We start from the raw sequence: 24,314 nt of genomic DNA, 5'->3' as shown, positions 1-24,314 counted from the left end.
TCTATGTCGAGAGTGAGGCGAGGAGCGAAATGGCCGTTTACCTCGACCACGCCGCGACGACGCCAATGGTGCCGGAGGCGAGGGCTGCGCTGCTCGCGGGACTCGAGCTGACGGGGAATCCGTCGTCGATTCACGGCCACGGGCAGGCAGCGAAGCGGATGCTCGAGGGGGCACGAGAGCGCGTCGCAGCCGCGCTCGGCGCGGACCCCATCGAGGTCGTGTTCACCTCTGGCGGCACCGAGGCCATCAACCTCGGCGTCAAGGGCCTCTACTGGTCGCGATTGCGGCAGCGGCCGACCCGAACGCGCATCCTGGCGCCTCGAGGTGAGCACCATGCGACGGTGGATGCGCTCGAATGGCTCGCCGCGCACGAGGGAGCGGTCATCGACTGGCTGCCTGTCGATGCAGCAGGCCTCGTCGATCTCGAGGTCGCGGCAGCACGAATGCGCGAGCACGCCGACGAGATCGCCCTGGTCACGGTCATCCTCGCGAACAACGAAGTGGGATCCGTGCAGCCCGTGCGTGCGCTCGCCGAGCTCGCGAATGAGCAGGGGATTCCCGTGCACGTCGACGCCGTCGCGGCGTTCGGGCACATTCCCGTCTCCCTCCGCGATCTCGGCGTCGCGGCGCTCAGCGTCTCCGCGCACAAGATCGGCGGACCCGTCGCGATGGGGGCTCTCGCCCTCGCGCGCGCCCACACGGTCGAGGCGCTGATCCACGGTGGAGGGCAGCAGCGGGGTGTGCGCTCGGGCACGCAGGACGTACCGGCGGCGCTCGCCTTCGCAGCGGCCACCGATGCCGCGATGACGCGTATGGCTGCGGAGGGGGCGCGCCTCGACGGCCTCGCGCTGCGGCTCTCGGAGGGCCTCGCGCGCATTCCGGGCGCGCAGCTTCGAGGGGCACCGCTGGACGGCGCGCTCGTCGATCGCGGCGTGGAGGTCAGGGCGCGGGTGCCCGGGAACGTCCACGTCACCTTCGAGGGCTGCCAGGGCGACTCGCTGCTCTTCCTGCTCGACATGGCAGGGTTCTCCGTCTCGACGGGCTCGGCCTGCCAGGCCGGCATCGCGGAGCCCTCTCACGTGCTGCTCGGCATGGGCCTCGACGAGCGTGCGGCGCTCAGCGCGCTCCGCTTCACGCTGGGCACCTCGACGTCAGCTGCGGACATCGACGCCCTCCTCGCAGTGCTGCCGCGGATCGTGGAGCAGGCGCGCACCGCCGGTTTCTCGGACCGCGCCGTCTAGTTTCAAGTCGTCTCCGCTGAGCAGGCCTCGGCTCTCGCCTCAGTGTCGGCGGATGCGCCTACGCTGACGCCATGACGATGCGAGGCGCTGGAGGCGGGCCCCCTGCCGGAGGCCGCGTGCGCGATGAGTCCGTGCTCCGCGCGGCGAACGAGCAGGCCCCACAGATCGACGACCTGTGGCAGCGGGTCATCCGACTGTTCTCGCCGTACCGGCGGAAGATCGCCATCGCGCTGGCGCTGGTGCTCGTCACCGCCGCCATCTCGGTGCTGCCTCCGCTGCTCACCGAGCAGGCGTTCGATGTCGGCCTCTTCCCGCCCGATGGAGCTGGGCCGAACATCGGCGAGCTGTGGAAGATCGTCGGGCTCATGGCGCTGCTGTGGGTCGCCTCGAGCGCGCTCGGGGTCGTGCAGACGTACTTCACGGCCAGCGTCGGCAACTCGGTCATGGGCGACCTCCGCGTGCGGCTCTTCGAGCACCTCCAGCGCATGGAGCTCGCGTTCTTCACGCGCACGAAGACCGGCGTCATCCAGTCCCGCCTGCAGAACGACGTCGGTGGCGTCGCATCCACGCTGCAGTCGATGATCACGAGCGTCGTCGGGAACATCGTCACCGTCCTCGCAGCCGTCGTCGCGATGGCGCTGCTCTCGTGGCAGCTCACGATCATCGCCTTCGTGCTCATGCCAGCGCTCGTCTGGGCGCAGCGTCGGGTCGGCCAGGTGCGTGCCCGGATCGCGACGAAGACGCAGGAGTCGCTCTCCGAGATGACGGCCATCACGCAGGAGTCGCTGAGCGTCTCCGGCATCCTGCTCGCGAAGTCGTTCGGTCGCGAGGAGGCCGAGGGGCAGCGGTATCGCGCTGAGAACCTCAAGCAGATCGGCCTCCAGGTCAAGCAGACCATGAGCGGCCAGAGCTTCTTCGCGTTCGTGTCGATCGTGTTCTCGCTCGTTCCCGCGGCCGTCTACATCGTCGCCGCGTACCTCATCACGGGTGGCGTCGATCTCACGGCCGGGGCGATCGTCGCCTTCACGACGGTGCAGACGAGGCTCACGATGCCGCTCATCGGACTCATGCGGATCGGTCTCGAGGTGCAGACGTCGAAGGCGCTCTTCGCCCGCATCTTCGAGTACCTCGACCTGGCGCCCGCCATCACGCCGTCGCCGGCGCCGACGCCCCTCGACGAGTCGAGGCTCGGCGAGGTGACGTTCGATCACGTGTCGTTCAGCTACCCGGACGCGGAGACCGACGCGGCCCCCACGCTCGACGACGTCTCGTTCACGGTCCGTCCCGGTGAGTTCGTCGCGTTCGTCGGGCCGAGCGGTGCCGGGAAGACGACCATCGGCTACCTGGTTCCGCGGCTCTACGAGGCGTCATCCGGAGCCGTGAGGTTCGCCGGCACCGACGTGCGAGACCTCGACCACGACGCGCTCATCGCCAACACGGGCATCGTGAGCCAGGAGAGCTACCTGTTCCATGCGTCGATCGCAGAGAATCTGCGCTTCGCGAAGCCCGAGGCGACGCAGGCGGAGATCGAGGATGCGTGCCGGCAGGCCAACATCCACGAGACCATCTCGAAGTTCCCCGACGGGTACGAGACGCTGGTGGGGGAGCGCGGGTATCGGCTCTCCGGCGGTGAGAAGCAGCGCGTCGCCATCGCGCGAGTTCTCCTCAAGGACCCGGCCGTCCTGGTCCTCGACGAGGCGACCAGCGCTCTGGACACACGGTCGGAGCGATTCGTGCAGCGTGCGCTGGACGCCGCATCGCGGGGGCGCACGGTGCTCGCCATCGCGCACCGCCTCTCGACGGTGAAGGACGCCGACGTGATCTGCGTCCTCGACGAGGGCCGCATCGTCGAGCGTGGCAGCCACGCAGAGCTCATGGCCGGCGGCGGGCTCTACGCCGCGCTCCACGAGGAGCAGCGCACCGACGTCGAGCCAGAGCTCGAATCCTGACTCAGCGGGCCAGCTGGATCTCGTCTTCGATCTTCCACTTGCCAGCAAGCGCGGGGGCGAGCGGGATGACGCCGAGGGTGAGCACGGCGAGGAGGCCAAGCGGGATCGACCAGTTGCCCGTCGCCGTGGCCAGCACGCCGACCGTGAACGGCGCGAGGGCAGCGAGGGCGTAGCCGACGAGCTGGACGAAGCCGCTCAGGATGGCCGACCCGCGCTGGCCCGATGCGCGAAGGCCGATGAGCGTGAGGCAGATGGGGAAGATCAGCTGTCCGAAGCCGATGAGCAGCACCCAGGCGACCGGGGCTGCCGTCGGGGCCAGGATGAGGCCCAGGTAGCCGAGCGCGAAGCCGGCCGCCGCGGAGATGAGCGGCCACGTGGTGCCGAGGTGCTTGATGACAAGCGGGGTCGCCAGCGAGAGCGGGATGCCCATGGCCGCGAACAGCGAGAGGTAGCCGGCCGCGGCGACCGTGTCTGCCCCCGCCCGCTCCTGCAGGATCGTGGGGAGCCAGCCGAAGCAGCAGTACGCGTTCATCGACGAGATCGCGAAGGTCGTGGCGAGCGCCCATGCCCGCTTGGAGCGCCAGATGGAGCGTGCGGGCCGTGCGGGCTTGCCGTTCGGCAGCGTCACGGCGCCCGTCGTCTCGGGCACGTGTCCGCGCGCCGCTCGCACCTGCGCGCGAACGAGGAGGATGAGCCACGGCACGGCTGCCGAGGCTGCGACGATGCCCCACATCGAGAGCGAGGTCCGCCAGCCGGAGGCCAGGGCGACGGGCGCCGCGAGCAGCGGAGGCAGCATCGTGCCGAGCGCGACGACGATCGCGTAGGTGGAGGTCATGACGGGGATGCGCGACCGGAAGTACGTGACGACGACCGGCGGCAGGAGGATGTTGCCGATGCCCATGCCGAGGAGGGCTATGCCGCTGCCGCCGAGGAGGGTGGGGACGTCGGGGGCCGCTCCTCGGAGCAGGTGGCCGGCGATGATGGCGGCCAGGGCGAGGACGATGAGCAGCTCGAGGCGCACGCGACGCAGCAGCCACGGGGTGACGAGGCCGGCGATCGCGAACGCGACGGGAGGCAGCATCGTGAGGAGCCCGGTGGTGGCGCCCTGGAGCGGGAGGTCGACGGAGATGAGATCGAAGATCGGCGAGGCGTTGGTGACGGCGGTCCTCAGGTTCAGTGCGAGGAGCACCAGCGCGAGGACGGCGAGTGCCGTCCAGAACCACGGGGACCGTGCGCTGCCTGAGGGGTTCGGAGCGGGGAGAGTCGACACGAGGTGCCACTGTACCCAGGACCTGCACAGGAAAGTTGCACTTGTGAAACTTTGCACTCATGCATATTCTTGAGTGGTGTCGAATCCAGCCCTTTCCCTCCGCGAACGCAACCGCATCGACTGCTGGCACGCCATCCACGATGCCGCTGCCGACCTCACGATCGAGCGGGGCCTCGACGAGACCACGATCGACGCGATCAGCGATCGCGCCGGCGTCTCACGCCGAACCTTCTTCAACTACTTCCCGAGCAAAGAGGATGCGGTGCTCGGCATGCAGGCACCGACCCTGCCCGACGGCGCCCTCGCGGACTTCCGCGCAAGCGCGGGTGACTCGTTCGGCCGCACGATGCGGCTCATGCTGGCTGTCCTCGATTCGGCAATTCCCGACCACGACGACTTCCCACGGCGGCGCACGCTCGCCGACCAGAACCCAGTGCTCGAGGAGCGCCTCAGGCGCCACATCAGCGCGGCTGAGGACATCGTCCTCGCGATCCTGACCGAGCAGGACGGCGACAGCTCGACCGAGCCGCTGCCTGACGGCATCGAGTCCGCCAAGGCACTCCTGTCGCTCGCCGCCACCATCCTGCGCTTCACCAGCCGGAACGACCCCCACGGCATCCTGGTCGACCGGGAAGCCGCCATCAACCGCTCTATCGACGTATTCAGGAAAGCGATCTCAGAATCCCTATGACGACTCCCCCCAGCATCGATTCGCAGGCCCGCGCCGAGACCGGCACAAGAACCGGCGCGAGCGACGGCGCGCGCGCAGCGAGGCCCGCGGCTGGCGCGACCACCGGCACGTCCCACAAGCGGAGCATCGTTCCGCTCTTCCTCGGCCTGATGGTCACGATGCTCATGGCATCGCTCAACAACACGGTCCTCTCCAGCGCCATGCCGACCATCGTGGGGGAGCTCCACGGAGTCGAGCACATGAGCTGGGTCGTGACGTCGTTCATCCTGGCGTCGACCGTCATGATGCCCGTCTACGGCAACCTCTCCGACCTGTTCGGACGCAAGCCGCTGCTGCTCATCGCCATCGGGCTGTTCATCGCCGGCTCGGTGCTCGGCGGCCTGGCTCCCTCGATCGAGCTGCTCATCGGCGCGCGCATCGTCCAGGGGCTCGGCGGCGGTGGCCTCATGATCCTGTCGCAGGCCGCCATCGCCGACGTCGTCCCCGCGCGCGAGCGTGGCAAGTACATGGGGGTCATGGGCGCGGTCTTCGCCTTCTCCTCCGTGGCTGGCCCGCTGCTCGGTGGCTGGTTCACGGAAGGGCCGGGATGGCGCTGGGTGTTCTGGATCAACCTGCCGCTCGGTGCTCTTGCGCTGCTGGCGACGATCTTCCTCCTCCGTCTCCCCAAGCGCCCCGCGCAGGAACGCACTCGGATCGATGTCAGCGGCATGGCCCTCATCTCCCTCGCGACGACCGCGCTCGTGCTCGTCGGAACGTGGGGCGGATCGCAGTACGCGTGGACGTCGCCGACGATCCTGCTGCTCGCAGCGCTTGCCGTCGTCTCGGCCACGGCGTTCGTCTTCGTCGAGCGCGGTGCCGCCAACCCGATCATGCCGCTCGGCATGTTCCGCGACCGCAACTTCATCCTGACGACGATCGCCAGCCTCTCCACGGGCGTCATCATGTTCGGCACGCTCGGCTACATGCCGACCTACCTGCAGATGGTGACGGGGTCCGGACCAACGGTGTCCGGCCTGCTGATGACCCCCATGATGGGTGCGCTGCTGATCACATCGATCCTGAGCGGCCAGTACGTCTCGCGCACGGGGCGCTACAAGTGGGTGCCCATCGCGGGGTCCGCCGTGCTCGGTGCCGGGCTCCTGGTGCTCTCGTTCGTCACGGTCGACAGCCCGGTGTGGATGATCTGCGTCGCCCTCGGCATCATGGGGATCGGACTCGGCGGGAGCATGCAGCTGCTCACGCTCATCGTGCAGAACTCGTTCCCCGCTCGCATCGTGGGCACCGCGACGGCGGCCAACAACTACTTCCGCCAGGTCGGCGCGACGCTCGGCTCCGCGGTTGTGGGCTCGGTCTTCGCAGCGCGGCTGACGCAGATGGTGGCCGACCGTCTTCCGGACGGGGCAGCCGCCGAGGACGGCGCGAGCTCCTTCACGCCGGCGGCGATCGCTGAGCTGCCCGATCAGCTCAGGGCCATCATCATCGGCTCGTACAACGAGGCGCTCATCCCGATCTTCCTCGCGCTTGTGCCCCTGACGGTCATCTCCATCATCGCGCTGTCCTTCCTGAAGGAGAAGCCGCTCGCGACCGGTGCTGAGCCGGCCACGACAACCTCGGCGACGCACATCGGCTGACCCCTACCTGTTCCGCACACGGGGCGGTGTCGGAGGCCCGACGTACACTTATCCGGTGAAAGTTCTAGCCGCCATGAGCGGCGGGGTCGATTCCGCCGTCGCAGCAGCCCGAGCCGTCGAGGCCGGGCACGAAGTCATCGGCGTGCACCTCGCGCTCTCCCGAATGCCAGGCACGCTCCGCACGGGGTCTCGAGGGTGCTGCACCATCGAGGACTCGATGGACGCCCGTCGTGCCGCCGACCTCCTCGGCATCCCGTTCTATGTGTGGGACTTCTCCGAGCGGTTCAAGCTCGACGTCGTCGATGACTTCATCGCGGAGTACAGCGCCGGCCGCACGCCGAATCCTTGCATGCGCTGCAACGAGAAGATCAAGTTCGCGGCGCTCCTCGAGAAGGCCATCGACCTCGGGTTCGATGCCGTGTGCACGGGGCACTACGCCACCCTCGCGACGGGCGAGGACGGACTCGTCGAACTGCACCGAGCGAGTGCTTGGGCGAAAGACCAGTCGTACGTGCTCGGCGTGCTCACCCAGCAGCAGCTCGAGCACTGCTACTTCCCGCTCGGAGACACGCCCTCCAAGGATCTCGTCCGTGCGGAGGCCGCCGAGCGCGGAATCAGCGTCGCGCAGAAGCCCGACTCGCACGACATCTGCTTCATCCCAGACGGCGACACTCGGGGATGGCTCGGTGACCGCATCGGCACAGCCACCGGCGAGGTCGTCGACAGCGCCGGCGCGAAGCTCGGCGAGCACGACGGAGCGACGGCCTACACCGTCGGCCAACGCAAGGGGCTCCGGCTCGGCGTTCCAGCCCCCGACGGGAAGCCGCGGTTCGTGCTCGAGATCCGCCCGAAGACCAACGAGGTCGTCGTGGGGCCGAAGGAGGCGCTGAACATCGCGGAGATCGCCGGCCAGCGGATGAGCTGGACGGGCGCCGCGAAGACGGAGGCCGACGGCGCGTTCCGCTGCGACGTCCAGATCCGCGCCCACGCCGATCCGGTCCCCGCCACCGCGCGTGTGAGCGCGAGCGCCGCGAGCACGCGTGACGACGCCACCATCCCGGGCGTCGAATGGAGCGTGGTCGTCGACGAGCCGCTTGTCGGGGTCGCACCAGGCCAGACTGCCGTGGTCTACGTCGGCACGAGCGTGCTCGGCCAGTTCACGATCGACCGAACCGTGAGCGCCGTGCAGGAGAGCACCGCGCAAGATGGCGTTGCAGGCAGCGCAGACGGGCAGGAGGCGGCATGAGCAAGCAGGCTGAGGGCTCGGTCCTGAAAGACGGCGAGGCGATGGACATGCTCACCGACCGAGCGGAGCGCTGGGCGGCGAAGTACAAGAACCTCTCCGACTCGGAGCGCTGGCGCAGTGACTACGACGAGCACTTCGACGCGCCAGCCCTCCAGCTCGCGAAGCGCTGCACCCTGGAGGCGCGCCCGTTCGGAGTGAAGGACTGGATCCTCGCCCTCGTGCTCTGGTTCCTCATCGGCGGCACGGTGTTCCTCGCCTCGAACTTCCTCATGCAGCTCGAACCCACCTGGCAGATCGTGTTCGCCGTCTTCGCGGTGCTCATCGCCGTCGTCGGCATCGTGCAGAGCTACCTCGAGACGACCAGCGAGCGGCGCGCCGCCAAGCGCCTCGCGGGCAAGAAAGACTGGCTGGTCTCCGTGAGCCGCAAGGCCGCGATGGCGACGCTCAGCTCCCGCGCAGGAGCGACAGCGTGACGAGCTTCGAGGATGCACGGGAACGCGTCGCCGAGGTGCGGGAGCTCGTCGCCGAGTACCAGGCGGCGTACTACGAGCGCGACGCGCAGCTCGTCTCGGACGCCGAGTACGACACGCTCGTCCGCGAGCTCGACGAGCTGGAGCGCGAGCATCCCGAGCTGCAGTCGCAGGACTCCCCGACGCAGACGGTCGGCGGCGGCGTCGCTGACGGCCTGCGGCCCATCGAGCACGCGGAGCGCATGCTCTCCCTCGACAACGTCTTCTCGATCGACGAGCTGCGCGAGTGGTGCGCCAAGACGGAGGCGGCCGCGGGCCGCCGAGTCGCCTGGCTCACGGAGCTGAAGATCGACGGCCTCGCCATCGCCCTGCGCTACGAGCACGGCAGGCTCGTCACCGCGGCAACCCGCGGTGACGGTCGCACGGGCGAGGAGGTCACGCAGAACGCGCTGCAGATCGACGGCATCCCCGAAGCGCTCTCGGGCGAGGGGCACCCGCCGATCGTCGAGGTCCGAGGCGAGGTCTACATCCCGGTCGCCGCGTTCACGCAGCTCAACGAGTTCCAGGCGTCGCTGCGCCCCCGTGCCGTCGACGAGTACCGGGCGAGGTGGGAAGCCCGGCCCGCCGCGACGCGCGGTGAGTTCGACGAGCAGGCCGAGCTGGAGCGGGCCACGAAGCGATTTCCCGACTTCGCGAACCCGCGCAACGCGGCCAGCGGGGGCCTGCGGCAGCAGCTCGAGAAGAAGAGCGGCCTCGAACGCGAGGCCGGCGAGCTCCGACTCCACTCGCTGCGGATGTATGTGCACGGGATCGGCGCGTGGCCCTCACCACCGGTCGATTCGCAGAGCCAGGTCTACGAGCTCCTCGCCGGATGGGGCCTGCCCGTCACCCCGTACGCCAAGGTCGCCGAGGCGGTCGACGACGTCGTCGACTTCGTCGAGCACTACGGGGCCGAACGCCACTCCGTCGAGCACGAGCTTGACGGCATCGTCGTGAAGGTCGACGAGCTCGAGCTGCACGACGAGCTCGGCATGACCAGCCGCGCGCCGCGCTGGGCCATCGCCTACAAGTACCCGCCAGAAGAGGTGCACACGAAGCTCCTCGACATCGCGGCGAGCGTGGGACGCACCGGGCGCGTCACGCCCTTCGCGATCATGGCACCCGTCAAGGTGGCGGGCAGCGTCGTGCGGATGGCGACCCTCCACAACCAGGACGTGGTGCGGGTCAAAGGCGTCAAGATCGGCGACACGGTCGTGCTGCGCAAGGCCGGCGACGTCATCCCGGAGGTGCTCGGGCCGGTGCTCGAGCTGCGCGGCGACGACGTGCGCGACTTCGTCATGCCGAGCGATTGCCCGGAGTGCGGGACCCCGTTGCGTGCCATGAAGGAGGGCGACGTCGACCTGCGCTGCCCGAACGCCCGCTCGTGTCCTGCCCAGGTCCGAGGCCGAGTCGAGCACATCGGCTCGCGCGGGGGACTCGACATCGATGCGCTCGGCGAGGTGACCGCCGCAGCGCTGACCCAGCCGACGGTGCCCGAGCTGCCGCCGCTCGAGACCGAGGCTCGGCTCTTCGCGCTCACCCTCGAGGAGATCGTCCCCATCGAGGTCGTCGTCCGCGACTCGGAGACGGGAGAGCCCAGGACCGACGATGAGACGGGCGAGCTCATCCGGAGGGCTCCGTTCCAGAAGGTCTCACTCGTCTACCCGCCGGGCTCCGAGGAGATGACGCCCGCCGAACGACGCAAGGCCGGCATCAAGAAGGACTTCAGGCTCGTCGAGCCTTCAAAGCAGGCGACGACCCTCCTCGAGCAGCTCGAGGTCGCCAAGACGAAAGACCTCTGGCGTCAGCTCGTCTCGCTCAACATCCGCCACGTCGGCCCCGTTGCCGCGCGGGCACTCGCGGACTGGTTCGGTTCCCTTGAGGCGATCGAGGCGGCTCCGGCCGAGGAGCTCGCCCAGGTCGAGGGCGTCGGCCCGACCATCGCGGACGCGATCGTCGAGTGGCTCGCGGAAGACTGGCACCGTGACATCGTCGAGGCCTGGCGGGCTGCCGGAGTGCGCTTCGCCACGCCGGACCATCCGGGCCCCGGCGCGCGGACCAGCACCGAGGGGCCGCTCTCCGGCCTGAGCGTCGTGGCGACGGGAACCCTCGAGGGGTTCACGCGGGACGGCGCCAAGGAGGCGATCATCGCCGCCGGCGGGAAGGCCGCTGGCAGCGTGTCGAAGAAGACCGACTTCGTCGCGGCAGGGCCCGGAGCGGGCTCGAAGCTGACGAAGGCCGAGGAACTCGGCATCCCCATCCTCGACGCAGACGGCTTCCGCCTGCTCCTCGAAGGTGGACCCAGCGCGGTCGAGCACCTGCGAGCCGTCGCGGAATGAGAGCTCGGCGCGCACCGACGACAGGAAGCGGATTCCGAGGCGGCGGACCGGTCGCTCGGCTACAGTGTGCAGGCCGTGGCAATGGCTCGCCGCGGGGGAACGGGGAACCATGCTCAGCGTGAGCTTGCAAGATCTGGCGGACGACGCCGCCATCCTCCACTTCGACGCGCACGCGCAGCTCACGGAGCAGCTCGGCGACGCCGGATGGGACGTCGACCTCACCGCCCCGTCGATCACGTATCAGACCCAACCGACCGCGACGGTACTTCCGGTGCAGCTGATCGGCAGCGTCGCGCAGAGCGCCGGCACGTGGATGTGGGGCTGGAACAACGTCAACGGCTTCCCGGAGCAGGCCATCGAGCTTGCCGGCCGGGTGCGCTCGTTCGTGCTCGACGGTGGCCCAGAGCAGCTCTCCTCGTCGGTCGTGAAGACCGACGAGGCGTCTCCGCTCCACCTCGTCCTCGCGGCCAAGGCGCTGACGCGCTCACGCGACAGCGTCGTCGTCGAAGCGGCGCCCGGCGTCCAGGTGCATCTCATGGTGCAGGCGGGGCCCGACGCGGCCACAACCGCAGAACGTGCGACCCGCGCCATCCTCGACGCCGTCGACGCGGGTGTCCTGAGCGACCACGTGCGTGCGCTGCACTCCTACGCGGCGCGGACGCACTCGCAGCTCCAGCGCACGGGAGCCGCGAGCTACGAGCTGGCGACCGGCGACGGACTGGTCGAGATCACACTCGACGACGCCCAGCAGGTGCTCGTGGTGCGCGTGGCGCCCGCCGCCGCGGTCCCGGCCGGAGACGACAGCGCTCCCGAGGCCGCAGTCGAGCCCGCGCCCGTCTCGGAGCCTGCGCCGATTTCGGAGCCTGAGCCCACTACGGAACCCGACCCCGCTCGGGGGCCCGCGCCTCTCTCGGATCCCGCGCCCGCTCCTCATCCCGGTGTCGAGCACACCACCGCAGCGGACCCCCACCCGGCTCCCGAATCGGCCGCGGACACCGCCTCCTCTTCGCTGACCGCCCCATCGGCCACCCTCGACTCGCGCACCGAGGGCGAGCAGGGCCCAGAGGCCGAGCTTTCATCGGAGAGCCAAGCGCCGGCCGAGCTGCACGTCAGCCCCACCGCCTCCTCGACCGCCGCTCCGCCGGTGCATCCTCGCGAGGCGCCGTCGTTCGAGGCCCAGCAGCCCGCGCCCGTCCCGGTCGTGCCGCCGGCGGGGCTCCCGACTCCGCCTCCGCCCGTCGTGCCGGCTTCAGCTCCGTACGTGCCGATCCCGCAGCGCCGGGATCAGCCGAGCGCGGCGTCGGCGTCGCAGGCGCCAGCAGCATCCTCGGCTACTGCCCAGCAGCAGGCGCCGAGCGCGCCCTGGCAGCCCTTCGACGCCTCGCCCCGATGGGAGCGCACACCAGCATCCGCCGTCGCTCCTCCCAACGGCGGACCTCCGCCCGTGCCAGCACCTGCGCCTGGTGAGGGCGCGGCCCAGGGGTTCCTGCCGCCGCACCTGGCCAACCCACCGCAGGACGCTCAGCCGACGCAGTTCGGGCAGCCGAGCAACCAGGGCCAGCCTCCTCGTCAGGGCTGGCCGCAGCCCGGCGCCCAGCCCGGGCCTGGCCAAGGCCAGGGAGCGTGGCAGCAACCTCAGCCGCAGCAGAATCCCGGACAGGCCTACCCGGCGGGGCAGTCATTCCCGGGCCAGCAGGCGCCGGGACGGCAGTTCCCCGGCCAGCAGGCGCCGGGGCAGCAGTTCCCAGGGCAGCAGTTCCCGGGTCAGCAGGCGCCGGGGCAGCAGTTCCCGGGCCAGCAGGCTCCAGGTCGGCAGTTCCCGGGTCAGCAGAATCAGGGAACCCAGGGGCAGCCTGGCCCGGCAGGCGGGTATCAGCCTCAGGCTCCATGGGGTGCAGCGCGCCCCGGACAGGGCCAGCAGCCAGGGCCGCAGGGCCAGCAGGGACAGCCGCCGCAGGGGCGGCCGCCGCAGCAAGGGGGTTCCTGGCAGGGGCAGCAGCCGGCAGCCGGCAACGACTTCGGTCGCGCGCCGTCCCAGCAGCAGCGTGACCCACGCCAGGGACAGCCGCAGTATCCGGGCCAGCACAACCAGGGTCAGCAGTATCCGGGCCAGCCCAACCCGGGCCAGCCCAACCCGGGCCAGCCCAACCCGGGCCAGCCGTACCCCGGCCAGCAGCAGCCGGGCCAGCCGTACCCGGGCACTCCCTACCCTGGCCCGGCCGGGGGCTTCGATCCCCGCCAGCAGGGCGCCCCGCAGCAGTTCCCGCCGACGCGCGGCGCGCAGCAGAACCCGCAGCCCGGCGGATGGAACGGCCAGCCTGCGCGCACGCAGCCCCAGCACGGCCAGCCGCCGTACCAGGGCCAGCCGCAGACTCCAGGCCAACCGCCGTACCAGGGCCAGCCGCAGTACCCGGGGCAACAGCCCGCTCAGCCGGGGCAGCCGCCCTACCAGGGGCAGCCGCAGTACCCGGGACAGCAGCCCGCCCAGCCGGGGCAGCCCGGATACGACCCCCGCTGGCAGGGCAATGGGCCATCGTCCCAGCCTCCCCAGCAGCAGCCACCACGCCAGTAGCCACGGATGGAGCACGGCCGCGTCAGCACGCGGCCTAGACTTGTCCAGCCCTGGCCGACTCACTATCGGAGACGAATGACCGACATCACTGCCGCCGACGTTGAGCACCTCGCTCAGCTCGCGCGCATCGACCTCGCCGAAGGCGAGATCGAGCGCGTCACCGGCGAACTCATCGAGATCCAGCACCTCATCCAGAAAGTGCAGGAGGTTGCGACGCCTGACGTCAAGGTGACGACCCACCCGATCGCCATGCACAACGTGACGCGAGCCGACGAGGTCGGCGAGCCGCTGGACCGCGACGCCGCACTCGCGGGTGCCCCGGACAGCGACGGAACTCGCTTCCGCGTGACCGCGATCCTGGGGGAAGAGCAGTGAGCACCGACATCACGCGCCTGAGCGCGACCGACCTCGCCGCGTCGATCGCCGACGGCAGCATCAGCTCCATCGAGGCGACCACCGCGCACCTCGAGCGCATCGAGGCAGTCGACGGAGACGTCCACGCCTTCCTCCACGTCGACGCCGACTCCGCACTCGCCGCAGCCGGACGTGTCGACGCGAAGCGCCAAGCGGGGGAGAAGCTCTCACCGCTGGCCGGCGTCCCCGTCGCGGTCAAGGACAACATCGCGACCAAGGGCACCCCGACGACCGCCGGCTCGCGCATTCTCGAAGGGTGGGTGCCTCCGTACGACGCGACCGTCGTCGAGCGCCTCCGCGACAACGACCTCGTCATCATCGGCAAGACCAACCTCGACGAGTTCGCGATGGGCTCCTCGACGGAGCACTCCGCCTACGGGCCGACCCACAACCCGTGGGACCTCGAGCGCATCCCAGGCGGGTCCGGCGGCGGTTCCGCCGCTGCCGTCGCCGCCTACGAGGCGCCGCTCGCGCTCGGCACCGACACGGGCGGGTCCATCCGTCAGCCCGCATCCGTCACCGGAACCGTCGGCATGAAGCCCACCTACGGTGGCGTGAGCCGCTACGGCGCGCTTGCGCTCGGCTCGTCGCTCGACCAGATCGGGCCGGCAGCACGCGGCGTGCTCGACACCGCCGCACTGCACGACGTCCTCGCCGGTCACGACCGACGCGACTCCACCTCCCTCACGGGCGAGTGGCCGTCGTTCACGCAGGCGGCGCTCGCGGGACGCGCGGACGACTCCGTCCGTGGCCTGCGCATCGGCGTCCCCAAGCAGATCGCCGACGGAGCCGGCTTTGAGGCCGGCGTCACGCAGCGATTCCAGGAGGCGCTCGCAGCCCTCGAGGAACGCGGCGCGATCATCTCCTGGATCGAGACCCCGCACTTCGAGTACGCCGTGGCCGCGTACTACCTGATCATGCCAGCGGAGGCCTCCAGCAACCTTGCGCGCTACGACTCCGTGCGCTTCGGCCTGCGGGTCACCGACCCCTCGGGGACCACCGTCGAGCGAGTCATGTCCGCGACGCGCAGCAAGGGCTTCGGCGACGAAGCCAAGCGCCGCATCCTCCTCGGCACGTACGCGCTCTCCGCCGGCTACTACGACGCGTTCTACGGCTCGGCGCAGAAGGTGCGCACACTCGTGCAGCAGGACTTCGCCGCCGCGTTCGCCGAGGTCGACGTGCTCGCAGCACCCACCTCGCCGACGACCGCCTACAAGCTCGGCGAGAAGGCGGAAGACCCGACGGCCATGTACCTGGCCGACCTCACGACGATCCCGGCGAACCTCGCCGGCGTCCCCGGCATCTCCGTTCCGGGCGGCCTCGCGCCGGAGAACGGCCTGCCCGTCGGCATCCAGTTCATGGCAGCCGCCCGTGACGACGCGCGCCTCTACAGGGTGGCCGCGGCACTCGAACAGACTCTCGAAGACCGCTGGGGTGGGCCCCTGCTCTCGCAGGCCCCCCAGCTGAAGGCAGGTGCACGCTGATGGCCAAGCCAGAGCTCATGGACTACGACCGCGCACTCGAACTCTACGAGCCCGTCATCGGTCTCGAGGTGCACGTCGAACTCGGCACCAAGACCAAGATGTTCTCCGACACCCCGAACCACTCGGGCAACGAGGTCGGCGGAGAGCCCAACACCAACATCGGGCCGGTCGACCTCGGCCTCCCGGGCACCCTGCCCGTCGTCAACGAGCAGGCAGTCCGCTACTCGATCGCACTCGGGCTCGCGCTTGGCTGCGAGATCGCGGAGGTCTCGGGCTTCGCGCGGAAGAACTACTTCTACCCGGACAACCCGAAGAACTACCAGATCTCGCAGTACGACGACCCCATCGCGTTCGACGGCGAGGTCGAGGTGGAGCTGGAAGACGGCACAGTGTTCCACGTGCCCATCGAGCGCGCCCACATGGAAGAGGATGCAGGGAAGCTGACCCACGTGGGCGGCTCCACCGGGCGCATCCAGGGCGCCGAGTACTCCCTGGTCGACTACAACCGCGCTGGCGTCCCCCTCGTCGAGATCGTGACGCGGCCCATCTTCGGCGGCGAGGCGCAGACGCCGCAGCTCGCGGCGGCCTACGTCTCGACGATCCGCGACATCGTGCGCGCACTCGGCGTCTCCGAGGCTCGCATGGAACGTGGCAACCTCCGCTGTGACGCGAACGTCTCGCTGCGTCCGCGCGGTGAGGAGAAGCTCGGCACCCGCACCGAGACGAAGAACGTCAACTCCTTCCGATCCATCGAGCGAGCCGTGCGCTACGAGATCCAGCGTCAGGCAGCGCTCCTCGCGGCAGGGGGCAGCATCACGCAGGAGACGCGACACTGGCACGAGGACACGGGACGCACCTCGTCCGGTCGTCCGAAGTCGGATGCCGACGACTACCGGTACTTCCCGGAGCCCGACCTCATGCCGCTGCGCCCGAGCCGCGAGCTGGTCGAGGAGCTGCGCGCCACGCTGCCAGAGGCACCCGTCGCTCGCCGCCGCCGCCTCAAGTCGGAGTGGGGCTTCGCCGACCAGGAGTTCCAGGACATCGCCAACGCTGGCCTCCTCGACGTCGTCCACGCGACCGTCGCCGCCGGCGCCACGCCTGCCGGTGCGAAGAAGTGGTGGATGGGCGAGCTCTCGCGCATCGCCAACGACCGTGGCGTGCAGGCGACCGACCTCGCGACGCCGGCGCAGATCGCGGAGCTCGACGGGCTCATCACGGCGGGCACCGTCAACGATCGACTCGCGCGAGACGTGCTCGAGGGTGTGCTCGCAGGCGAGGGCTCACCCGCGGAGGTCGTCGAGTCACGCGGACTCGCCGTCGTCAGCGATGACGGTCCGCTCATCGAGGCCATCGACGCTGCCCTCGCGCAGCAGCCCGACGTGCTCGCCAAGATCCGCGACGGCAAGGTGCAGGCCGCAGGCGCGGTCATCGGCGCCGTCATGAAGGCGATGAGGGGCAAGGCGGACGCGGCACGCGTTCGCGAGCTCGTGTTGGAGCGCGCGCAGAACTCGTAGGACCCACGTCGTACACCGAGGAATTGTCGGGCACGACTGAGGTGCCTCTGTGGCTCTGGCGCTAGCGTCAGAGCCACAGAGCCTCGGTGAACGGAGCAGTGAGTCGTATGGGCAAGAAGTCGAACAAGAAGTCAGGCAAGAACACGCCGGTCGAGCGACCCGACGCCACCCAGGGCGGCCCTCGGGCGAAGGTCAAGAAGGAGCGCGTGCAGCCGCCAAAGACGGTGCTGCGGCCGGCTTCCCTCGGAGACGTGGCCGCGCCGTCAGCTGCGGATCCCGTCGCCGCGGCAGAGCCCAAGGGCAAGAAGCAGCACGCCGAGTCCGCCACGAAGACCACGTCGGCCAAGAAGGCCAAGTCGGACAAGAAGAGCAAGTCGGACAAGAAAGATAAGTCAGACGAGAAAGCCAAGTCTGACAAGAAGACCAAGTCAGACGAGAAGGCTAAGTCGGACAAGAAAGCCGAGTCAGACGAAAAGTCGAAGTCGGGCAAGAAAGCCAAGTCGGACAAGAAGGCCAAGTCTGACAAGAAGAGCGAGACCGGCAATCCCGGCCGCGAAGCCAAGCAGGTCGGCAAGAGCTCCCTCGAGGAAGACTCGTCTGCCGAGAAGCCTCGCGCGTCAGCTCCGGACGACGGGCTCAGCACGCCAACGCAGCCAGGAGCGAGGAAGCCGGAGGCGAAGACGCCAGGCAGACCCGCTCCCGCAGCTGGCAAGCAGAAGCCGGGCAAGGCCGAACCGAGCGCGCGTGAGCGCACCGTCCGCGACGCGGCGCTGCTCTCCGACGAAGGCGACGAGGCGCACGGCTTCGCGCGTCTCATCCGCGCCATCCCTGGCATCGTCGCGCTTGTCGAGCAGCACGACACCTCCGTGCACCGTGCAGTCTTCGATACCTACGTGACCGCCGTCGTCGAGTTCGGCGTCGACGCGGCGGATCTCTCTCCCATCGACATCCGCACGGTGGCCCCCGATGCGCCGACGAAGGACGAGAGGCCCACCAGGTCGTCCGGCCGGAGCGGCTCCGGTGCCGCCAGCGTCGGGTCGGGGGTGGAGGCCAGCGCCAGACGCGCGCGCCGCCCCTCCGGGATCAACAGCGCCAAGGACCCGGAAGCCGTCTCGCCCTCGTCCGTGACCGGTGCGCCGGGGCGAGTCGAGGATGAAGCGGCAGGGCCAGGACGGGTGCGAAACCCAGGCTCGTCCGTGCGCGCGTCGACTCGAGTCCGTGCTGGTCAGGGGCGAGCGTCCGCTGCGGGGCGAGCCGGCGACTCAGCTCCAGACAGTCGCGGTGGGAGCACCAGCACTCCCATCGCATCCCGCACGAGGGCGGGTGCGCGCGGCGCCGCGTCGAGCCGATCTCGTGCCGCCTCGCAGGCGAAGCGCAGTCTCGAGGACCTCGCGTCCGACCTCAAGCCGACGAACAACGGGCAGCGCATCGCGATCGCGGTCGCCGCCATCCTCAGCGCCGATGGTGAGGTCACGGCCGCGGAGATCGCTAACGCATTCGAGCGCATGACGTGGCGTGTCCCCGTCAACGTCGCCGCGGCGGTCCGGCAGGCAGCACGAGCGGGTCTGGTCGAGCTCGAAGGCCCCACGGGGACCCGCCTGAGCGAAGACGGCGAACGGTACGTCGCAGGGGGCTGATCGCCTCCCGAGGCTGCGGCCCGCCCGTGCGTCGCAGGGGCGGGCCACCCGCTACTTTCCGGTCGTGTCGGAGGCTGACTCGGCCGCCGCTCCGCCATCCGCATCCGGAGCAGCGCTGTGATCGGCTGGCGCAGCTGTCGCGTTGCGGTTCTGCTGGAGCGCATCCCGCACCTTCTTGCGCAGCACCTTGCCGATGAGCGACTTCGGGAGCTCCTCCCACACGACGTAGGAGCGAGGGACCTTGTGCTCCGAGAGTCGCTCGCGAACGAATGCGCGGGCCGCTCCCTCGTCGAACGTCGCCCCCTCGTCGAGCACCACCACTGCGGTGACCACCTCAGCACCACCGCCGCGCTTGATGCCGACGACGGCTACCTCGGCGATGCCAGGGATCTCGGTGACGACCCGCTCGACCTCGGAGGGCGAGACGTTGAAGCCGCCCGTGATGATGAGCTCCTTCTTGCGGTCGACGACCGTCACGAATCCATCCTCGTCCTGCACGACCAGATCACCGGAGCGCACCCAGCCGCCCTCGATGAGCACCTCAGCGGTCTCCTGGGGGCGGTTCCAGTACCCCTGGAAGGTCTGCGGCCCCCGGATGAGCAGCTCGCCGACCTCGCCGAGCGCCACTTCCGTGCTCGGGTCGCTGGGGTCGGTGACCTTGATGTGCGTGGACGGGAAGGGGATGCCGATGGTGCCGGTCTTGCGCTTGTCGGTGAAGGGGTTCCCGAGCGCCACGGGGGAGGTCTCCGTGAGGCCGTAGCCCTCGACGAGCTGCCCGCCTGCGACAGCCTCCCACCGGTGCACGATGCCGTCGTTCAGCGTCATCGCGCCGGAGATCGCGTAGATGACGCCGGAGAGGTCGAGCTTGCCGTCCTTCGCGACGCGAGCGAGCCGGTCGTACATGGGCGGGACGGCCGGGATGAACGTCGCCGGCGACTTCTTTGACGCCTCGATGACGAGCTCGGGGTCGAACGTCGGGAAGAGCACGGCCTTCGCGCCGACGCTCACGGAGTAGATGACCGACAGCAGCACGCCGAACGCGTGGAACATCGGGAGGACGCCGTAGATGGTCTCGTTGCCTGCCGTGAACTCCGGCATCCACGCCGCGCCCTGACGGGCGTTGGACCACAGGTTGCGGTGCGTGAGCATGGCGCCCTTGGGGTTGCCGGTCGTCCCGCTCGTGTACTGCAGGCTCGCGAGATCCTCCGGTCCGGGCGTCGGGATGCTCGCGTCGAGGAGCTGCTGCTTCGCGAGCTTCTCGAACGGCACCGTCCCCGGAGCCTTGGCGCTGAGCTTGGCGCGCGACGCGCGTGCCTTGGCGATCGGCAGGCGCAGGAGCAGCTGCGTCTTGAGTGGCATGCCCTTCGTCACATCGACGGCGATGACGTGGCGGATGCCGAGGCTGTGGGGGAGGGACTGCACGGTCGGAGCGGCCTTGTCCCAGGCGATGACGATCTCGGCGCCGTGGTCTTCGAACTGAGTCCGGAGCTCGTCGCGCGTGTACAGCGGGTTGTGCTCCACGACGACGGCGCCGAGGCGCAGTACCGCGTAGAAGGCGACGACGTGCTGCGGCGCGTTCGGCATGATGAGCGCCACCCTGTCACCTCGCTTCACCCCGATGCGGCGGAGGCCCTGCGCGAACCGCAGCACCTGGTCCTGCAGCTCCGAGAAGGTCGTCTGGGCGCCGAAGAACTCGATCGCGGGCTTGTCCGGGAAGCGCTCGGCGATCTCCGCGAGCATGTCTGGGAGTGATCCTGTTGGGACTTCGATGTCCTTCGGGGTTCCGGGTGCGTAGAAGGCGGTCCAGGCGCGAGACTCGTTCAGCTGCATGCGCAGAGTCTATTCGCGCAGAGCGTCCAGCAGATGTCGGTGGGGCGACGCACAATGGATGCATGACCAGGAAAGACATGGGGGCGCGGCAGACGGGGGTGGCGTCCGACCGCGACGCATCCGCGAGCATCCTCCACGTCGACATGGACGCGTTCTTCGTGGCCGTCGAGCTGCTCGAGCGGCCCGATCTCGTCGGCAAGCCGGTGATCGTCGGTGGCACCCGGGAGCGGGGCGTGGTGTCGAGCGCCAGCTACGAGGCGCGGGCCAGGGGCGTCCGCAGCGCCATGCCGATGCATCAGGCGATCGCCCGCTGCCCGGAGGCGGTGGTGCTGCAGGGCAACATGGGCAAGTACCGTGACGCCTCGCAGCAGGTCATGGAGATCTTCCGCGAGTTCACGCCGCTCGTCGAGCCGCTCTCCATCGACGAGGCGTTCCTTGACGTGTCCGGCGCGAGTCTGCTGTTCGGCTCGCCGGGTGAGATCGCGGCGAGCCTTCGCGCGCGGGTGAAGGCGCAGACGGGGCTGACCTGCTCGGTGGGTGCCGCATCCACCAAGTTCGTGGCGAAGCTCGCGTCGGGCAAGTGCAAACCGGACGGCATGCTCGTGATCCCGCACGAGGAGACGATCCCGTTCCTGCACCACCTGCCGGTCGGCGCGCTCTGGGGTGTGGGAGAGAAGAGCGAGGCGAAGCTGCGCGGCATCGGCATCCACACGGTCTTCGACCTCGCGCACACGCCGGCGCCCGTGCTGGAGCGGGCGGTCGGCAAGGCGGGGGCGGGCAAGCTGCACGCACTCGCGTGGGGGAGGGACGAGCGGGGAGTCGAGGAGGCGAGCCGTGAGAAGTCGATCAGCCATGAGCAGACGTTCCTGGAGGACGTGACCGACTTCGTCTTCCTGGAGCGCGAGGTGCGGGCTCAGGCGGATGCGGTGGCGACACGCCTGCGTCGCGCGGGGCTGCAGGCGCGCCAGGTCGGCATCAAGCTGCGCTGGTCCGATTTCTCGACGATCACACGCTCGCACACGCTTGCCGAGCCCAGCGGTGTCGGCCACTCGCTGTACCTCGCTGCGCGGGAGATGCTGCGCGCGGCTCTCGTGCCGCCCAGGCCGGTGCGCCTCATCGGCGTGCGTGCTGAGCGGCTCGTGGAGGCGGGGAGCTCAGGTCAGCTGTCGCTCTTCGGGGCGGAGGAAGACGACGACTGGGAAGCGGCGGAGCGCGCCGTCGACCAGGCGGTCGCCCGCTTCGGGAAGTTCGCGCTTCGACCGGCGTCGCTGCTCGGCCGCGGGGAACGCAGCGACGGCACGGTCGGCATCAGCGAACGCCCGAACCGCAAGCAGGACGAGGCCCCGAACCAGCACTGAGACAGCGGGCTCGGCCGGGTGTGCGTGCCTAGGATGCCGCCTTTGCGCCGCTTGTCGTGGTGGCACTGCTTGCTCGGTTGCCGCCTGTTTCCCGGGCCGCGATGCGGGCCTGCACCTCAGGGCGACGCAACGGCGGCACGGTCTTCGGCGGCTGGCGCCGTTCCGGGAGGTCCTCGAGGAGGTGCTCGGTGATGTGCGCGATCTCGCGGACCGCCTTCTCGAAGGCCTCGCGCGTGCGCGCGGTCGGGTGCGTGATGCCGGAGACCTTGCGCACGTACTGGCGGGCGGCGGCTTCGATCTCGTTGTCGTTCGCGGCTGGTTCGAGCCCGCGCAGCTCTGTGATGTTTCTGCACATGCGCGACAGGGTACGCCGAGGCGCTGCAAGCGACAGGCGAACAGCGCCCCGCTCCGGTCTTCCCCGCCCCGGTTCCGGGCTCGGTTCGCGGTGCGCGTGTCCAACTTCAGTGCAGATTCCGGCGGTTGTGCCGGTTTCTGGTCGGCTGCGTCCGAATGTGCACTGATGTTGGTCAGCGCGGGCCGCCGCCGACTCTGCGCCGCCCCGGGCTCGCGGAGCGGCGTCCCGGTCCCGGTCTCGGCGGTGCGCCGGTCCGCCCCGCCCGGCCGCGCGCTCCGATTTCGGGCTCGGTTCGCGATGACTGTGTCCAACTTCAGTGCAGATCCTGGCGGTTGTGCCGGTTTCTGGTCGGCTGCGTCCGAATGTGCACTGATGTTGGTCAGCGCGGGCCGCCGCCGACTCTGCGGCGCCCCGGGCGGGCTGCCGGTGTTCCCGCCGGCAGCTCCGGGTAGCCGGTCAGAAGCTAGCTGACGCGGAGGACGGCGGCGCTCTCAGCCGGAAGGCGGAGCGGGACGGCGGACGCGCCCACCGGTGCGCCCGTGACGGTGCCGGTGGTCTGGCCGAGCGTGGCACGTGCATCCGTGGAGAAGAGCACCTCGGTGGCTCGGTCGACTCGCAGCTCCCGCTCGTCCGCCGAGAAGTTCACGGCGATGACAAGACCGCCTCGCGTGATGACCAGCGTGCCGTCTTCCTGCGACGCCTCGACGCTGCTCGCATCGATCCAGGGCGTCGTGATGTCCGCCTCCCGCCTGCGGAGTGCGATGAGCTCGCGGTAGGTCTCGAGGAGCTGGGCGTGCTCCGGCTTCTCGAGCTCGCTCCAGTCGAGCTTCGACCGCTCGAACGTCGCGACGTCCTGGGGATTCGGAACGACGGCTGCGTCCCAGCCCATGCGCGCGAACTCGCCGATGCGCCCCTCGGTGGTCGCCTTCGCCAGCTCCGGCTCCGGGTGGGAGGAGAAGAACTGGAAGGGGGTCGTGGCGCCCCACTCCTCGCCCATGAAGAGCATGGGAGTGAAGGGCGAGGTCAGCTCGAGTGTGGCCGCGATGGCCAGCTGGCCGGGGGAGAGCGTCGCCGTGAGGCGGTCGCCGATGGCTCGGTTGCCGATCTGGTCGTGATTCTGCGACGAGACGACGAGCCGCCAGGTGCGCGTGTGAGCCGGCAGGGGGCGGCCGTGATGGCGACCTCGGAAGCTCGACAGCGTGCCGTCGTGGAAGAACCCCTTCTCGAGCACCTTCGCGAGGGTATCGAGACCCTCGAAGTCGGCGTAGTAGCCGCTGGTCTCCCCGGTCAGGTTGACGTGCACGGCGTGGTGGAAGTCGTCCGACCACTGAGCATCGAGTCCGTAGCCGCCCGCCTCGTCCGACGTGATGAGGCGTGGGTTGTTGAGGTCGGACTCGGCGATGAGGGTCAGCGGGCGACCCACGTGCGCCTCGAGCTCGTCGACGTCCCGGGCCAGCTCCTCGAGGATGTGCACGGCGCGGTCGTCGATGAGGGCGTGGACCGCGTCGAGCCGGAGCCCGTCGACGTGGAAGTCGCGCAACCACATGGCCACGTTGGCGCGGATGAACGCGCGAACCTCGTCGGAGTTCTCCCCGTCGAGGTTGACGGTGTCGCCCCACGCCGTGGCGTGGTGATCGGAGAGGTAGGGCCCGAACTTTCCCAGGTAGTTGCCGGAGGGGCCGAGGTGGTTGTAGACGACGTCCTGGATGACGCCGATGCCACGCTCGTGGCAGGCCTCGACGAAGCGCTGGTAGGCGGCCGGTCCGCCGTAGCCCTCATGGACGGCGAACCAGTCGACGCCGTCGTAGCCCCAGCCGTGGGTGCCGCTGAACGCGTTGACGGGCATGACCTCGACGAAGTCGACGCCGAGCTCCTGCAGGTGGTCCAGGCGGTCGATCGCCGAGTCGAGCGTGCCCTCGGGGGTGAAGGTGCCGATGTGCACCTCGATGATGACGGACCCCGCGAGCGGGCGGCCGGTCCAGTCGCCGTCCACCCACGGGTGCCGGTCGGCGTCGAAGGTGCGCGAGAGGCCGTGCACGCCGTCCGGCTGCCACCGCGAGCGGGGGTCCGGGATGGGGGTCGTGTCGCCGTCGACGAGGTAGCCGTAGTCGTGGGTGTCCTCGTCGAGCTCGAGCGCCGTGTCCGGTACCCACCAGTCGCCGTCGGCGCGCCGCATCGGCAGCTCGGTGCCGTCGAGGTGCAGGGTCAGCGTCTCGGCGTGTGGTGCCCAGACATCGAAGCGGGAATCGCGCACGGGGAAAACTCCTTGGTGGG

The 24,314-nt window shown here is 69.8% G+C and carries 17 protein-coding genes; 13 read left to right on the top strand and 4 right to left on the bottom strand.

Going from position 1 to position 24,314, the window contains the following annotated elements; translation table 11 throughout:
• Positions 1 to 29 precede the first annotated feature (29 nt).
• Both C5E05_RS07270 and C5E05_RS07265 read left to right on the top strand, forming a co-directional pair.
• Positions 30 to 1,241: a cysteine desulfurase family protein gene (locus C5E05_RS07270; RefSeq protein WP_104341532.1), complete on the top strand. Its 1,212-nt coding sequence runs from the start codon at positions 30 to 32 to the stop codon at positions 1,239 to 1,241.
• A gap of 71 nt (positions 1,242 to 1,312) precedes the next feature.
• The gene (locus tag C5E05_RS07265; RefSeq protein ID WP_104240701.1) at positions 1,313 to 3,190 is read left to right on the top strand and encodes an ABC transporter ATP-binding protein; all 1,878 of its coding nucleotides are present in this window, start codon (positions 1,313 to 1,315) and stop codon (positions 3,188 to 3,190) included.
• A 1-nt stretch (position 3,191) separates the two neighbouring features.
• On the opposite strand, the gene C5E05_RS07260 is transcribed toward C5E05_RS07265, so the two are convergent.
• A complete protein-coding gene (locus C5E05_RS07260; RefSeq protein WP_181059443.1) occupies positions 3,192 to 4,460 on the bottom strand; it encodes a CynX/NimT family MFS transporter in 1,269 nt (422 codons plus the stop codon).
• Positions 4,461 to 4,536: 76 nt separating this feature from the next.
• Between C5E05_RS07260 and C5E05_RS07255 the strand changes: the two genes are divergently transcribed.
• The 10 genes from C5E05_RS07255 (at position 4,537) to C5E05_RS07205 (ending at position 18,497) form a co-directional block, all read left to right on the top strand.
• Positions 4,537 to 5,151, top strand: a complete 615-nt coding sequence (locus tag C5E05_RS07255; RefSeq protein ID WP_181059441.1) for a TetR/AcrR family transcriptional regulator — start codon at positions 4,537 to 4,539, stop codon at positions 5,149 to 5,151.
• Entirely contained in the window at positions 5,148 to 6,782 is a 1,635-nt protein-coding gene (locus C5E05_RS07250) for an MDR family MFS transporter (RefSeq protein WP_104341529.1), read from the top strand. Before C5E05_RS07255 ends, C5E05_RS07250 begins: the two co-directional genes overlap by 4 nt.
• 73 nt (positions 6,783 to 6,855) lie before the next feature.
• Positions 6,856 to 8,028, top strand: a complete 1,173-nt coding sequence (gene mnmA / locus C5E05_RS07245) for a tRNA 2-thiouridine(34) synthase MnmA (protein ID WP_104341528.1) — start codon at positions 6,856 to 6,858, stop codon at positions 8,026 to 8,028.
• Complete coding sequence (locus C5E05_RS07240; protein ID WP_104341527.1) at positions 8,025 to 8,501, top strand: hypothetical protein; 477 nt, start codon at positions 8,025 to 8,027, stop codon at positions 8,499 to 8,501. Before mnmA ends, C5E05_RS07240 begins: the two co-directional genes overlap by 4 nt.
• A complete protein-coding gene (gene ligA, locus C5E05_RS07235; protein WP_104341526.1) occupies positions 8,498 to 10,876 on the top strand; it encodes an NAD-dependent DNA ligase LigA in 2,379 nt (792 codons plus the stop codon). The genes C5E05_RS07240 and ligA overlap by 4 nt, the downstream gene beginning before the upstream one ends.
• Positions 10,877 to 10,994: 118 nt before the next feature.
• On the top strand, positions 10,995 to 13,448 hold the full coding sequence (locus tag C5E05_RS20085) for a DUF6882 domain-containing protein (RefSeq protein WP_181059439.1): 2,454 nt from the start codon (positions 10,995 to 10,997) through the stop codon (positions 13,446 to 13,448).
• Positions 13,449 to 13,523: 75 nt separating this feature from the next.
• A complete protein-coding gene (gene gatC / locus C5E05_RS07220; RefSeq protein WP_104298847.1) occupies positions 13,524 to 13,823 on the top strand; it encodes an Asp-tRNA(Asn)/Glu-tRNA(Gln) amidotransferase subunit GatC in 300 nt (99 codons plus the stop codon).
• The gene (gene gatA, locus C5E05_RS07215) at positions 13,820 to 15,346 is read left to right on the top strand and encodes an Asp-tRNA(Asn)/Glu-tRNA(Gln) amidotransferase subunit GatA (protein ID WP_104341524.1); all 1,527 of its coding nucleotides are present in this window, start codon (positions 13,820 to 13,822) and stop codon (positions 15,344 to 15,346) included. Before gatC ends, gatA begins: the two co-directional genes overlap by 4 nt.
• Positions 15,346 to 16,860: an Asp-tRNA(Asn)/Glu-tRNA(Gln) amidotransferase subunit GatB gene (gene gatB / locus C5E05_RS07210; protein ID WP_104306258.1), complete on the top strand. Its 1,515-nt coding sequence runs from the start codon at positions 15,346 to 15,348 to the stop codon at positions 16,858 to 16,860. Before gatA ends, gatB begins: the two co-directional genes overlap by 1 nt.
• Positions 16,861 to 16,946: 86 nt before the next feature.
• The gene (locus tag C5E05_RS07205) at positions 16,947 to 18,497 is read left to right on the top strand and encodes a hypothetical protein (protein WP_146081063.1); all 1,551 of its coding nucleotides are present in this window, start codon (positions 16,947 to 16,949) and stop codon (positions 18,495 to 18,497) included.
• 51 nt (positions 18,498 to 18,548) lie between these two features.
• Here C5E05_RS07205 and C5E05_RS07200 read toward each other — a convergent pair whose 3' ends face one another.
• The gene (locus tag C5E05_RS07200; protein ID WP_104341522.1) at positions 18,549 to 20,327 is read right to left on the bottom strand and encodes a long-chain-fatty-acid--CoA ligase; all 1,779 of its coding nucleotides are present in this window, start codon (positions 20,325 to 20,327) and stop codon (positions 18,549 to 18,551) included.
• A 62-nt stretch (positions 20,328 to 20,389) separates the two neighbouring features.
• Here C5E05_RS07200 and C5E05_RS07195 point away from each other — a divergent pair, with 62 nt between their 5' ends.
• Positions 20,390 to 21,685, top strand: a complete 1,296-nt coding sequence (locus C5E05_RS07195; protein WP_104341521.1) for a DNA polymerase IV — start codon at positions 20,390 to 20,392, stop codon at positions 21,683 to 21,685.
• A gap of 28 nt (positions 21,686 to 21,713) precedes the next feature.
• Here C5E05_RS07195 and C5E05_RS07190 read toward each other — a convergent pair whose 3' ends face one another.
• A complete protein-coding gene (locus C5E05_RS07190) occupies positions 21,714 to 22,040 on the bottom strand; it encodes a DUF2277 domain-containing protein (protein ID WP_104341520.1) in 327 nt (108 codons plus the stop codon).
• A 463-nt stretch (positions 22,041 to 22,503) separates the two neighbouring features.
• The gene (treZ, locus tag C5E05_RS07185; protein WP_104341519.1) at positions 22,504 to 24,294 is read right to left on the bottom strand and encodes a malto-oligosyltrehalose trehalohydrolase; all 1,791 of its coding nucleotides are present in this window, start codon (positions 24,292 to 24,294) and stop codon (positions 22,504 to 22,506) included.
• Positions 24,295 to 24,314: the final 20 nt, after the last annotated feature.

This window comes from Pseudoclavibacter sp. AY1H1 (genome assembly GCF_002931055.1).
GTDB lineage: Bacteria > Actinomycetota > Actinomycetes > Actinomycetales > Microbacteriaceae > Pseudoclavibacter.
This window is presented reverse-complemented; position numbering and strand designations above follow the sequence as displayed.